The organism is Cysteiniphilum sp. QT6929 (genome assembly GCF_030035755.1).
Taxonomy (GTDB): domain Bacteria; phylum Pseudomonadota; class Gammaproteobacteria; order Francisellales; family Francisellaceae; genus Caedibacter; species Caedibacter litoralis.
This window is the reverse complement of record NZ_CP103983.1, coordinates 2,268,370-2,282,268: the sequence shown is the minus strand read 5'-3', so window position 1 is coordinate 2,282,268 and position 13,899 is coordinate 2,268,370. Positions and strand designations below refer to the sequence as shown.

At 38.8% G+C, this 13,899-nt stretch carries 10 protein-coding genes and 1 tRNA gene; 4 read left to right on the top strand and 7 right to left on the bottom strand.

Annotated elements, in window-relative coordinates:
* The first annotated feature begins 229 nt into the window (after positions 1–229).
* From NYP54_RS09980 to NYP54_RS09965, 4 genes are all read left to right on the top strand, one after another.
* Positions 230–802 (top strand): sel1 repeat family protein, encoded by a 573-nt coding sequence (locus NYP54_RS09980; protein WP_283156378.1) that lies wholly within the window; start codon positions 230–232, stop codon positions 800–802.
* Between the two features lie 23 nt (positions 803–825).
* Positions 826–2,226 (top strand): signal recognition particle protein, encoded by a 1,401-nt coding sequence (gene ffh / locus NYP54_RS09975; protein ID WP_283156377.1) that lies wholly within the window; start codon positions 826–828, stop codon positions 2,224–2,226.
* Between the two features lie 134 nt (positions 2,227–2,360).
* Positions 2,361–3,575 (top strand): aromatic amino acid transport family protein, encoded by a 1,215-nt coding sequence (locus NYP54_RS09970; RefSeq protein WP_117002563.1) that lies wholly within the window; start codon positions 2,361–2,363, stop codon positions 3,573–3,575.
* 18 nt (positions 3,576–3,593) lie between these two features.
* Positions 3,594–4,331 carry a 16S rRNA (uracil(1498)-N(3))-methyltransferase gene (locus NYP54_RS09965; RefSeq protein ID WP_283156376.1) on the top strand — a complete coding sequence of 246 codons (738 nt, stop codon included), beginning with the start codon at positions 3,594–3,596 and terminating at the stop codon, positions 4,329–4,331.
* Here the strand turns inward: NYP54_RS09965 and NYP54_RS09960 are convergent.
* The 7 genes from NYP54_RS09960 to aroK form a co-directional block, all read right to left on the bottom strand.
* Positions 4,325–8,245, bottom strand: coding sequence for an AsmA-like C-terminal region-containing protein (locus NYP54_RS09960; protein WP_283156375.1), 3,921 nt, complete (start codon positions 8,243–8,245; stop codon positions 4,325–4,327). The genes NYP54_RS09965 and NYP54_RS09960 overlap by 7 nt on opposite strands.
* Positions 8,246–8,270: 25 nt before the next feature.
* On the bottom strand, positions 8,271–9,749 hold the full coding sequence (rng, locus tag NYP54_RS09955; RefSeq protein ID WP_224742223.1) for a ribonuclease G: 1,479 nt from the start codon (positions 9,747–9,749) through the stop codon (positions 8,271–8,273).
* 96 nt (positions 9,750–9,845) lie between these two features.
* Positions 9,846–10,607 (bottom strand): class I SAM-dependent methyltransferase, encoded by a 762-nt coding sequence (locus NYP54_RS09950; RefSeq protein ID WP_283156374.1) that lies wholly within the window; start codon positions 10,605–10,607, stop codon positions 9,846–9,848.
* A gap of 104 nt (positions 10,608–10,711) precedes the next feature.
* The gene (locus NYP54_RS09945; RefSeq protein ID WP_283156373.1) at positions 10,712–11,710 is read right to left on the bottom strand and encodes a RelA/SpoT domain-containing protein; all 999 of its coding nucleotides are present in this window, start codon (positions 11,708–11,710) and stop codon (positions 10,712–10,714) included.
* Positions 11,711–11,821: 111 nt separating this feature from the next.
* Positions 11,822–11,908 (bottom strand) — tRNA-Leu (locus NYP54_RS09940).
* 151 nt (positions 11,909–12,059) lie between these two features.
* A complete protein-coding gene (gene aroB, locus NYP54_RS09935) occupies positions 12,060–13,148 on the bottom strand; it encodes a 3-dehydroquinate synthase (RefSeq protein WP_283156372.1) in 1,089 nt (362 codons plus the stop codon).
* Positions 13,145–13,669 carry a shikimate kinase AroK gene (gene aroK / locus NYP54_RS09930; RefSeq protein ID WP_117003305.1) on the bottom strand — a complete coding sequence of 175 codons (525 nt, stop codon included), beginning with the start codon at positions 13,667–13,669 and terminating at the stop codon, positions 13,145–13,147. The genes aroB and aroK overlap by 4 nt, the downstream gene beginning before the upstream one ends.
* Positions 13,670–13,899: the final 230 nt, after the last annotated feature.

Sequence of the window (13,899 nt, the reverse complement as noted above, 5' to 3'; positions counted from 1 at the left end):
TTCATTGGAGTTATGTGCTTTAGAAATTAAAACACCCCGTCAGCCTACGGCTGCCACCCCTCTTGCAAAGAGGGGAATTGAGTAAGGACTGGTATTATTCCCCTCTTTGCAAGAGGGGTGCCAAGCTTGCGAGGCGGGGTGTTGAAATGAGCAAATTAAGCAACATGAATGCTTAAAATAATTACTTTCTTTTTAGATTGCGATAAAGTTAAACAAGTGAGGACAAATGATGATTAAGTTTAGATCTAAAGCACTTTTTATTGGTGGTATTTTATTAGCAAGTTTCAGCATTCAAACAGCAAATGCTTGTCTTTCCAAAGCCTATAACGATGCATATGCATTGTTTAAACATGGTCAATATAGCCAGTCGGTGCCTGCATTTACCAATCTCTATAATAACGGCTGCCCAACCTCTCCTTACTTTCTAGGGACTTATTACACCTATGGCATTGCCGTTAAACCTAATTATGATACGGCGATCAAATATTTTGATAAGTTCCTTGATAAGAAAAATCTGGCACAACCCAGGGACTATCGCGCCAATGCCTATCGTGCTTTAGCACTGATTTACAACGCTAAAAATCAACCAGAAAAAGCCCATGCTTATCTTATTGACTCAGCCAAGCTAGGTAATACTGAAGCGATGTATTTATTAGGTCGATCATATATTGGCAAAGATCAACCGTATTATACAAAAACCGATCTTCACCAAGCCTTTATCTGGCTTAATAAGGCTGCTAATTATGGCAACATTGCGGCCATGAAACTCATTTATCAACATGAATTACAAAAAGATGCTTAAAGCACAATAAACAGGTAAAACATATGTTTAAAAGTTTATCCGAACGCTTAGGTGGCTCACTTGACAAACTTAAAGGTCAAGGTCGCTTAACCGAAGACAATATCAAAAGTGCCTTACGCGATGTGCGTATGGCATTACTTGAGGCTGATGTTGCCCTCCCCGTCGTCAAAGAGTTTATCAGTCGCATTCAAGAAGAAGCATTGGGTGAGAAAATCCGCACAAGTTTAACACCTGGTCAGACCTTTATTGCGATGGTCAAAAAAGAGCTTGAACGCACATTAGGTGAGAAAAATGAAACACTTAATCTAAGCGCTCAACCACCTGTTGTTATCTTAATGGCAGGCTTACAGGGCTCTGGTAAAACAACGACTACGGCAAAGCTTGCAAAGTTCTTAAAAGAACGTCAAAACAAAAAAGTCATGGTGGTCAGTGCCGACGTTTACCGACCAGCAGCGATTAAGCAGCTACAAACTTTAGCCGAGTCTTTAGATATCAGCTTTTGTCCATCATCAGCTGATGAAAAGCCGATTGATATTGCACAAAGAGCCTTGCAACTTGCCAAGCAACAAGTATGTGACGTTTTAATACTCGATACTGCTGGACGTTTGCATATTGATCATGAAATGATGGATGAGGTCAAAGCGTTACATCATGCGATGAAACCTATAGAGACGCTCTTTGTCGTTGATAGCATGACCGGTCAAGATGCGGCAAATACAGCCAAAGCATTTAATGATGCTTTGCCGTTAACCGGTGTTGTGCTGACTAAAGCCGATGGTGATGCCAGAGGAGGAGCTGCTCTTTCTATTCGTGAGATTACTGGCAAACCGATTAAATTTATCGGGATGGGTGAAAAAACCGATGCGTTAGAGCCCTTTCACCCAGATCGTATCGCTTCACGCATTTTAGGTATGGGTGATGTGCTTTCTTTGATTGAAGAAGTTGAGCATAAAGTCGATCAAAAAGAAGCTAAAGAGCTTGCAACAAAACTTAAAAAAGGCAAATCATTCACCTTAGAAGACTTCAAAAATCAGTTGCAGCAAATGAAGAAAATGGGTGGCGTCGGCTCAATGCTCGATAAACTGCCAGGCATGGGTAACATGTCTGCTAATCTTCAGGATAAAGTCAACGATAAGATGTTTATACAAATGGAAGCAATCATCAACTCGATGACGCCTTTTGAACGCCGCAAACCTGAATTTATCAAATCATCGCGTAAACTGCGTATTGCCAAAGGCTCTGGCACACAAGTGCAAGATATTAATCGTCTATTAAAGCAGTTCACACAAATGCAAAAAATGATGAAGAAAATCAGTGGCAAAGGCGGCATGGGCAAAATGATGGGGACTATGCGCCAAATGAAGCAAATGAAAAACATGCCAGGCATGATGCCTCCTGGTGGCAAAGGTGGCAAGCTATTCTAAATAGCTTGTTTGACTCAACTTCATTTGATCAACTTCAAAAATAAATTATCTACTATTTTCACTTTTATGCAGCAGGAAAATCAGGTACTGTAACGTTTTAGTAATCAAAACCTTCAATTTCTGGAAACTTTTTCATGGCAAATAACTCATTGGCAAAGCAGCTTGGCTGCATGATGATTGTCACCGGTACTGAGATCGGTGCTGGTATTTTAGCGCTCCCCATAATCACCGCCAAGCTTGGCTTTTTTATCAGTAGCATTGTCATGCTTATTGCGTGGTGCATTATGACCTATACCGCACTTTTGATTGCTGATATCTCGTTATCAATGCCAAAAGGTGCGAGCTTCGCCTCTATTGCTAAGCGCACATTAGGTTTGCCTGGTGTTATCATCACTTGGATTTCGTTTTTACTTTTGATGTACTGCATCAGTGTGGCGTATATCTCAGGCGCTGCTTCTGCTTTTAATTCATTACTACCTAGTATTTCCTCTAGCGCATGGTCATTAATCTTCGTCGTTGTTTTTGGTGCAATCGTTGTCGTTGGCACATCCGCTGTAGATGTTATCAATCGCATACTGCTCTCAGCTAAGCTTATTTTTCTAGTACTCGTTTGTTTGATTTTCTTGCACTTCGTTGACTTTAGCAATTTAGCCGTTTCCCCAGTAGATTTAGTACCAACATTATTAATTGCGATCCCCGTTATTATTACTTCATTCACATCACACATTATTGTGCCAACTTTAAGTGATTATCTTAATCAAGATGCTAAAGCATTATTCCGCGTGATTTTTATCGGCAGCTTAATCCCGCTAATACTTTATTTCTTGTGGCTCATTGCAGTACTTGGCGTATTACCTTTGCATGGACCGATCAGCTTTATGAGCTCTATTTTTGATCATATGAGCATTGATCAGGCGAATGTCGGTAATATCCTGCATGCGTTAAAAGAAAAAATCACAACAACAACTGCTAATATCAGCATGAATGTCTTTACTGATATCTCAGTGATGACATCCTACTTAGGTGTCAGCTTGGCACTTTATCACTTTAATGTTGATAGCTATCGCTTAAACCGTCTGCCTGCTCAATTTAAGATTCTTATTGCAATTATTCTTACCTTTATTATTCCGCTATTGGTTAATTTGCTTGACCCTAATCTATTTATTAGTGCCATTGGTTATGTTGGTGTGTGTATTGCTGTTTTACTGCTCATGATGCCTGCTGTTATTGCCTATAAACTTAATAAATCAGGACATGTTTTTCATTATAAAATCAGTCAGTTCTCGCTATTGTGGCTTATCTCATTTATTGCTGGTATTGCCATCATTGTGATTCATTTTTCTGCCTAACCGTAAGCGAGTTATTATATGAGAATTTCTCGTGTATTTTACCCTGAGATTTCGGCGCAATCCGCAACGATCACCCTTTCTGCTGAAACAAGTCATTACCTTATTCGTGTATTAAGGCATAAACAGGGTCATCAAGTTATTTTATTCAATAATACTGATGGGCTTGAGTATCTTGCTGAAATCAGTCATGCAGATCCTAAAAAAGCGATACTTCAGATATTATCTAAAACTGAAAAGCACAATGAATCACCCATTCATATCCATCTTTTTCAGGCTCTGTCTAAAGGCGATAAGTTAGAAACAGTCATTCAGAAAGCCACCGAGCTTGGTGTTAATGAACTTACGCCAATGCTGACTGAACGCGTTGATTATAAGCTTAATCAGGATCGGATAGCGCATAAACTAGATCATTGGCAGAAAATTGCCATAAGTGCCAGTGAGCAATCAGCTCGTGTATTTGTGCCTACAGTTAACACGCCTCAAACTTTAGTTGATGCATTAACGATCGATGCGGATATTAAGTTATTTCTATCGCCTTATAGCAATGAGACAATTAGCCATCGCTATCAACAGCAATCAAATGCTAAACGTTTTGCTATTTATATCGGCCCTGAGGGTGGTTTTAGCGATGATGAAGAGGCGCTTGCACTAAAAAACGACTGCCACAGCATACGACTTGGTAAAAGAATACTACGCACAGAAACTGCACCTTTGGCAATTATCGCCATATTACAAGCTTTATGGGGTGATTACTGAACCTGTTTAAGACTTGGTTTATCCCAACTACCCGTCACATCAAAACTTATTAAACCAATATTTTTAAAGACCGTATTGCCTAAAAGCTTTGTGCCTAAGTAAGTCGCAAAAGCCACAACAGGACCACCAATAGCACCTGCCACTGCCGCGGTTGTTCCCGAGAAATGCGGCTGATATTTAATACGCTGATTTAACTGTTTATTAGTTATATCAACATCACCTGTCACCACCAACGCAAAGCTAGGGGTATCAATAATCACTGAAGGGTTACTTTTTGCTAAACCATTATCAAGCGTATAAGCACCAATCACACTATTAAACGCCATCCCACGATGCTCAAAATCATCATAAGGCATAAATAAACGTTTGAAATATGAATCCAAACTTAATAAACCAATATATTTAGCAATCCCTGAATCAATCGACAACACAACACCGTTGAGTAAATCAGCCGTTGCCTTACCTGAAATAGCCGAAACGTTTGGCATGAGATCTGACCAGCTTAATTGCACTTGGACATTGCCAGATCCGCCTTTTAAGAAGTCATCATAGCCAAAATTATGCAGCATATTACCCCAATTTAATGAAAAGACATTGGCATGAATATAACTACCATACGAGGAAAGCTTCGCTGTCGCTAATAACTTGGCATTTGGATCATAGGCAGATAATACCGGAATCAATAACGCCCCTCCTCTAACCGTTGTTGCCATTAGAAAATTTGGGATCGAGTAACCACCTACTTGCAGGTTGGTCAGCTTGACATTCATATCGGGCGTTTTACGTAGCACATCAGATGATAATAATGTGTTTAACATCGTCATAAAGTCATTCGTATTATTTACATTGCTTTTATTATTTTTATTTTCAGTTTCTTTTTCCTTCTGTGGCAAGGCAAAAAATAAATTATCTGCACTGACTTCAATCGGTTCACTTAACGCATCAGGCACACTGATAACCAATGATTTTTGCGGCTTTCCATGTGCAATATAGTTTGTATAGTTATGCGCCCTATTGGTCTGCAAAGTGACATTTTGGTAATTGCTCCCAAAAAGGTTTAACTGATCAATGCTGAGCCTCACTTTTGGGCGCAGTAACTGATTAAGCTGTCGATAAACACAGTCATTATAATTTGCAATCACAAAACATCCTGTTTGACTCAATTCTTTATCAACCACCGGCACATCTAAGTGCAAAACCTGCTGCCATTGTTCTTTATTTGCTACATTTAGAATATCAGCACTACTGATACTTTGCATTGCATTGACTATCAGCTGGCTACTTATTGTTGATAGCTGCCCATATAAGCCAACATCAGATACAACACCCTTATCATTGACATTAAGACTTATGGTTAACTTGTCCTGATGCTTGATATCCAACTTGCTACTAAGATGCCATGAGGCTATCTTCTTTGCTGATTGATTTTTTTGCCATGTGCTTTTTAACAACAATGGCGTATATTCAAAACTTTTTTTCGTTAGTGGTTCACCCAAGTTATTTTGCCAACCCAGTAAATTAGAGCTCACTTGCAAAATACCTTCATTGATGTTGCCTTTAATCGCAAAGTCAAATGGCAACACGCCTTGCATCACATGATATATCCCATAATCTAATCGCTCAGCACTGAATCTAGGCAAAAATGCGATAGATGCTCCACCTTCAAGTTTAATACTCGGATTGTCAATATCCGCAACATCTACCATACCCTTGACATTAAAAGGTATATTCCTATTCAAAAATCCTGAAAGATTTTGAATTTTGAGCGTCTGATTATTAATCAGCACTTCAGCATTAACATCATAAAGTGATTTAGACAGCGGTTTTTTAATATCAACAACACCCGATTTAAGCTCAACTTTACCTGTAAAGCGATCCTTTTTTGTATGATCACCCAGAGCAATATCAATATTAAGCTTGGCATTAATGTCCCCTTGGTACTCAGCATATTGATTAATTTCTTGTGCCAAGGTTCCATATTTCGTTTGCGCTAAATATGCATAGGCATGTTGGCTATTGGTGGCAACATCTGCATTGATATCAAAAGTCGCTGGCACATCCGGCGCAATATTATCAATCTGCAAATCAACATTATTGATCGGAATGCCAGCTAAAAATCCCCCATTAACCTTAGCAGTAAATACCTCATTATCAAAATGCAAAGCCCCCATAACTTGATGAGCGACACCTAAACCAAAATAAGGCGACAAACTACCCTCTTGAATCGTCGCATCAATCTTAAATATGCCATCATTGTTGGGATATGGAATTTTGCGTGCAATGCCATTTATTGCAAAGCTTGCATCTAGTTTTTTAGCACCATATAAACACTGCATTAACCAATCATACAACGGTTTAGGGATTCCTTTTTGCGGCAAAAAGGCTTGATATTCAGTTGTGAGGTTTTGTCCATTTACCTCACCCTTAAGGTCAAGATTAAAGTCTTTAGGATCAGTTAATGGCACGTCAACGGAACCTTTAGTCGTAAAATGAATATTCGCATTTGTTAATGCTAAATTATCAATCACAAAGCGGATTTTTGAAGACTCTTTGATAATATCTACATTTCCTTTAACTGCAAGCTCAGGCCAATCACGACTAAATATATGATTCTCTGCCATATCAAAATTTGGCGAGTCTATGCTTAGTTTTACATGATTCTCACGCCACCAAACGTTGCCACTTAAACCTTTAAAGTCAACATTATGATCGCTATTAGCGATGCCTAGATCATTAAAATGCGCCTTTAATTGCATACCACTTAAACTAAAGTCCTGAAGATCAAAACTAAAGCTCACATCGCTTAGTACGCCAGAGAGCACTATGTTTTTACGCCAATCACTGCTTTCCATCTGTACTAATGACGAGAAATCCGCTAAATCAAGCCGTGGAATATTCATCACTAAACGGTGTTGATCTAATGAAAAAAGAGCTGATCTGAAGGTATATCGCTTATGATTCGTCACAAAAGACAACGGATTAGCACCCAATACAAAACGATTTTGATAACGAAATAATCTAAGATTAAATACGATATTACTGTATATTGACTCATCTAATTGACTGGTTTTAAACTCAGCTTTTGATAATTCACCCATGATCATCACTGAATCTAATCCTTTAACTGAGCTGACCACTGACAATGCCAACTGATGATCGATTAGCTGAGATATTTTTACTTGTTGTGTCACGTTATCAATTAAGGTTGCCAAGACATTATGCTTATCATTTAAGGTACTATCGAAATAGTATTTTCCGTCTTTTTCTTCAACAACAGAAACAATATCAATTTGACTAGGCTGACTATTTTCATCACGCTTTTTTTGCGGTTGTAGTGTCAAACGTAAAACACCCTTTGCTTGCGTTCTCTGCTGATAATTTGCATTAACAATAAGCTCTGCTAATGACTTATCGTTCTTAAAAACATCAACGCGCATATTCTGCAATTCAAGATTATTTTGCTGTAATAGATAATCCAAGATACTTGACAAGCGAGTGCCTACTTCATCAATCTCCGCGACTGATAAAGATTGCAACATTCGATAATCGAAGCCTTTGTCACTGGAATAAAAGACAAGCTTGGGTGCTGCCACAGTGACGTTTTTGGTCACAAAGCGCCAACTCATTAACGACTGCCACGCATTAATATGCACAGTCATTCTAGGAATATTAAGAGAAAACCCTCTATCTTTAACCTTGACATCTCTGACTTCAATCACAGGATTGATCCCATGCCAACTGGCATACTCTACCTTTAAAGAAACACTAGAGCCCGTTACCTTTGACAACACATCTTCAATCGAGCTTTGATAAGCAGGTAAAAGTCTTAAAACACCATAGCCAACAATACACGCAACAATAAGAAAAGTAGCAAATACTGAACTTAACCATAATATAAATATTCTTCTTTTCATAAATTGCTGCTCATTAGATCCATAATTACATTAGCACGATATCATACATTTCTTGAGCATAGCTTAATTCTGGCTGAAGTTTAATGGGTTTACCAATAATAATCTCTAACTCACCCAAACCAAATGATTCATCATTCTGCAAAGCATCAATTACCGAGTTTGCAGCAACAATTAAAAAGCCATTGCTTTGATAGGCATTTGCCTCACGATTAATCTCGCGAAAAATCTCATAACAAATGCTTTGTACTGATTTAATGCGACCTTTTCCTTGACACATTGGGCAAGGCTCGCATAAAAACTGTGCCAGACTTTCCTGCGTGCGCTTACGCGTCATCTCAACCAAGCCAAGCTCTGATAGCGGTGAAAATGTCGTACGTGCATAGTCAAGCTCCAACGCCTTTTCAAGTGCTTCTAAAACTTGAGCTTTATGCTCTTCCTCAGACATATCAATAAAATCAACAATAATAATACCGCCAAGATTTCTTAGTCTTAATTGCCTTGTTAAAACGCGCACGGCCTCTAAATTAGTTTTAAAAATTGTCTCTTCAAGATTGACCATACCGACATAACCACCGGTATTGACATCAATCGTTGTCATAGCTTCAGTTTGATCAATAACAATATGCCCACCAGATTTTAATGGTACTTTACGCTCAAGCGCACGTGATAACTCTTCTTCAACACCATACATATCAAAGATTGGTGTATTTGAGCTATATAACTCCAGTTTCTCACGTACTCCAGGCACAAATTTATCACTAAAACGACATAGCTCACTATACATATCGATATTATCAATGCGAATGCGCTCAACCTTATCATTGGCAAAGTCTCTTAAAGCACGCATAAGCAGACTTAAGTCTTGATAAACAACACCAGGCTTTGTCACAGTACTGGCTGAATCGACGACGTCCTGCCATAGGTTTTGCAAGAAATTAATATCTTTTCTAAGCTCCTCAGAAGATAAGCCCTCAGCAACCGTGCGAATGATAAATCCGCGTGGATAATCAGAGCCAATCGCCTCTTTCATGACTTGCTGCAAACGCTCACGCTCTTCCTCGGCTTCGATGCGCAAAGAAATACCGATATGATCTAAATCTGGCATATGCACTAAATAGCGCGACGCTAATGACAAATGCGCACTTAAACGTGCACCTTTACTACCTAATGGGTCTTTAAGCACTTGCACCAAGATACTTTGCCCTTCTCTCAGCCAATGACGCACATCAGCTTCTTTGCTGTTTAAGTCAATGCCGGCACTTTCATCTGAAGCAATCGGCATAACATCAGAAACATGCAAAAAGCCCGAGCGCTCAAGCCCTATATCAACAAACGCAGCCTGCATTCCAGGTAAAACCCGCGTAATCTTCCCTTTATAAATATTGCCAACAATACCGCGCTGATTCTCACGCTCAAAATGCACTTCCTGCAACACACCGTTTTCGATCACGGCAACCCGCTTTTCGTGTGCTGCTATATTCATTAAAATCTCTGCTTTTACCATAACAGCCACTACCAAAATCAAAATAATTTATCCATGCACAGTTTACTGGATTTAACTCGGTACAGCAGTAGTTTTTACGGTGTTTTTGGACTTTAATCACTTAAGTTTGATTGCCACCATGCGTAAGCGTACATAATCAGCATACCACTGACCATCCTGATATTGTGCGCCTTTTGCCAACGACTCAACCTCGCTTAAATAATCTTCATGACTGTCATTTGGAATCTGACTTAAGACATCATTGCGAAACATCTTTACCCAATTGCGTAGGCCCTCAGCTGTTTGCAGTAAGGTCGGGCGATCAAAATGAACAGCGAAACTCACACGAAAACCGTTACTTTCAAGTAATGTCGCATATTCAGCGATTGAGGGATAAAAATTAAAGGCACTAAACTTTGTTATGCCATATGACTTAGCAGCTTTTTCAATCGCAGTCAGCACATTATTAACATTACCTTTACCACCCATCTCAAAAACAAAGCGTCCATTTGGCTTTAACACTTCTTTGATATTTTTAATCACCGCGTCGGCATTGTGCATCCAATGAAGGGCGGCATTAGAAAAAACAGCATCAAAACTTTCTTTGGCAAAAGGAAAAGCTAACTCGGCATTGTGCTGTGTAAACTCAATATGTGGATAATCTTTATTTGCCTGCTCAACCATTGACTGCGCAAAATCAATGCCATAAACCTTATGACTTCTTTTGGAAATTTCGTAACTTAACTCACCATTACCACAACCTAAATCTAATATGACTTCATTTTGTTGAGGCGCCAATAACTCAACCACCTCATACCCATAATTGGTGACAAAATTATGTTGTGTTGTATAGCGCTTAACATCCCATTGTGTTGTCATTGTTTTATCCTCAACTGACCGTTTGAGGTTTCATTATTATGAATAACGCAAGATTCGTCAAAAATGACAAGCAAACTTCCTTATAAGATTTAGCCCAACAACCTTCACCTTTTGATGGTTTGCTTTGCCAGTCTAATAAATTCATGGCTATCGGCAAAGTAGTTTGGATAAGCTTTCTTAAGCTCCTTCAGAGGTTGCGCATTAATTAAAACAATATCTGTGTTTCGATCATCATTAAATTGTTTTTCAAGAGCTAAATAAGTTTCAACCGCCCTTTGATAACCATTTTTTGTAAAAGGCTGAATTTTAATTTCTTGATCCTGCAAAATAAGTAAATAATACTCGCCAATACTTGGTGCTTTTTTGTCTATAAATTGTGTCGTTACTCTATATTTTGATAAAGTAGCTAGTGCATTAAGTTCATTGTCAAGTTTAATTATTTGATCAACATTATTATCACCAAACAGTCCTGTCGTTGGCAATTGTTCCATCTTGGCAAACTCATCCGATACTCGGGCAAAAAACTCTAACCATTTTTCATTACCTGTACTTGCTTTTAACATCTCTCGATTAAAAAGCCCTACAATTTCCACAGCAGTTGCCCAAGCATGCTGCACCTTTGTTCTTAATTGAACCTCTACCGTCAAACCTTGATATTTAGCATTTTCTTCTTTTGTTGGGTTATATTTATAGCTTAAGTGCAAACTTCTATAACCTGATTTCTTTGGCGAGTCGAAGTAGTTTTTCTCAATTTTCATTACTTTTTTTGTAAGTTCATTAGCAAGCACTAATACTTGTTCTTTATTTGCTAAGACACATCGACAACCACCTATATCTTGCATTCTACTGAGTTTCATTTCTAAATAGCGCTGCAGCTTTGCAGTAATAGAAGGAGTCCTCTTAAGTCGTTGGCTCAAAATAGCACCTTTATTCAAAATCTTAGCTTTCTGCTTTAGCAATTTATAGGCGACACTTAGTGGCTGTGCATGCATTGCCCTCCAGTTAGATAGTGCTTGTAAAGCTTCATCTGTTACATGATTTCTCAGGATTTTTCCTGCCTTATCAGCCTGGCTTTTTGAGATTGTTTGCTCGTCTGTAACCATAACGTCCTGACTTTACTGATGATATCAAATTCTTTTAACCATTATGACAGTAAATAACAAATAGTCTAATGGCATAACGGATATTCAAAATTTTAATTTAGCAAATCTTTTTGGTACCAGAGGCCGGACTCGAACCGGCACAGTGTTGCCACCGGTGGATTTTGAATCCACTGCGTCTACCAATTTCGCCACTCTGGCACACAAACTCGTGTGAATGATAAATTGAGCTTCTCGCATCGCGAGAACAGGTGCTATTCTAGCTAAAGGACACCTGATGTCAAATATTATTTAAGGCTTTTCTAATAATTTATAGCCTAACGACAGCATCCAAAGCCATCCAGAATACAAATCAATCAACATATCTTGATAAGAACTCTGATAAATCACTCTCCGAGACAGATTTATCTACTTTTGCCTGACCAATCGCATCTAACAAAATAAGTGTGATACCTGCTGTGGTATTTTTCTTATCACGTAACATTGTGGCGATAAACTGTTTTTGACTTAATCCTTTTGGTAACGCCACAGGTAGTAAGAAGCACTGCAGTAGCGCGCGTATTCTTTGAACAACCGATTCATCAACAAACCCTAAAGATTGTGATAATTCTGCCGCCATTACCATGCCAATGGCAACCGCCTCACCATGCTTTAACCCTTGATAGTTTTGACAACATTCAATGGCATGTCCAAAGGTGTGCCCAAGATTTAAAAGTGCACGCACACCCGTTTTTTCTTCTTCATCAAGACCAACTACATGTGCTTTAAGCTCGCAGCTTTTGGCAATCGCATAGATCAATGCATTTGGATCATGCGCTATTAATAGCTGAGCATTTTGCTCAAGCCATGCAAAGAAATCCGCATCAATAATACAGCCATATTTAATCACTTCTGCCATGCCTGCGGCAAATTCAAGTTGAGGTAAAGTCTTTAAAAATTGCGTTGACGTCATCACCAATTGCGGCTGAAAAAAAGCGCCAATCATATTCTTACCCAGTGGGTGATTAATTGCCGTTTTACCGCCAACCGAAGAATCTACTTGTGATAACAAAGTCGTTGGAATCTGGATAACATTGGTACCGCGCTGATACGTAGCCGCTGCAAAGCCTGTAATATCACCGATAACGCCACCACCTAACGCAATAAGCACACAGTTACGTGTGTAATTACGCTCAAGCAAATGTTGATAGATCGTATCTAAAGAATCACTGTTTTTATACGCTTCACCATCGGCTAAAATACAATGCGCATATTTAAAACATTCACCTTTAATGGCTTTATCCAATTGTGATAAATACAAATCAGCAAGTGTGGCGTTGGTGACAACCAACACTTCTTTGTTGTTGATATAGGAAATAAGTTTTGTAAAGTCAATATTAGGCGAAATCATGACAGGGTAACTTGGCTTACCCTTAGGAGAAACTACAACCTCGGTGATCACACCGCCTCTTCCATTAATAGATTTGTGATTTTTTGCACTACATTGCGCACGGTCGTTTCACTTGTCTCAATGGTAATATCGGCAATCTCTTGATATAACGGCTCACGCTCTGCCATTAATTTCTTCAATTGCGCTTCCTTATCATCGACTTGTAATAATGGACGCTTTTTATCTTTGGCTGTACGTTCTAATTGTTGCTCAATTGAGGCTTGCAAATAGACTACTTTGCCACGTGATGACAAAAGCGTTCTATTCTCAGGCAGAATAATCGCACCCCCACCAGTAGCCAAAACAATACCCTGACGAGTCGCTAAATCACCTAGCACTTCCTGCTCTCTTTTTCTAAAGCCCTCTTCGCCCTCAATATCAAAAATCCAATCAATATCAACGCCACAACGTTGCTCAATTTCACGATCTGAATCGACAAAATCAAGCTTAAGCTCGCTTGCTAATTGACGACCTATTGTACTCTTGCCAGCACCAACTGGCCCAATCAAGAAAACATTTTGAGTAATAATCATTTTTCTCTACATTACGTTAATGTGTTTAACACATAGACCCACAACACGATCATAACTTTGCATGATCCACTTCAAAAAACCAAAACAAAATACACAAAAAAGTCATTTTAATCAAGATTTTTTGCACGAAAGAGATCTTGGCATCGCGGATAGATTTTTTATTTTTTTGCCGGTGTTCAACAGCTTTTATCATCACTTTTTGCTATGATTTCCGAAGTTTATGAATAATG

Bases quoted from the DNA above. Each gene is read 5' to 3' on its own strand.
- NYP54_RS09980 (WP_283156378.1), top strand. From the start codon at position 230: ATGATTAAGTTTAGATCTAAAGCACTTTTTATTGGTGGTATTTTATTA.
- ffh (WP_283156377.1), top strand. From the start codon at position 826: ATGTTTAAAAGTTTATCCGAACGCTTAGGTGGCTCACTTGACAAACTT.
- NYP54_RS09970 (WP_117002563.1), top strand. From the start codon at position 2,361: ATGGCAAATAACTCATTGGCAAAGCAGCTTGGCTGCATGATGATTGTC.
- NYP54_RS09965 (WP_283156376.1), top strand. From the start codon at position 3,594: ATGAGAATTTCTCGTGTATTTTACCCTGAGATTTCGGCGCAATCCGCA.
- NYP54_RS09960 (WP_283156375.1), bottom strand. From the start codon at position 8,245: ATGAAAAGAAGAATATTTATATTATGGTTAAGTTCAGTATTTGCTACT.
- rng (WP_224742223.1), bottom strand. From the start codon at position 9,749: ATGGTAAAAGCAGAGATTTTAATGAATATAGCAGCACACGAAAAGCGG.
- NYP54_RS09950 (WP_283156374.1), bottom strand. From the start codon at position 10,607: ATGACAACACAATGGGATGTTAAGCGCTATACAACACAACATAATTTT.
- NYP54_RS09945 (WP_283156373.1), bottom strand. From the start codon at position 11,710: ATGGTTACAGACGAGCAAACAATCTCAAAAAGCCAGGCTGATAAGGCA.
- aroK (WP_117003305.1), bottom strand. From the start codon at position 13,669: ATGATTATTACTCAAAATGTTTTCTTGATTGGGCCAGTTGGTGCTGGC.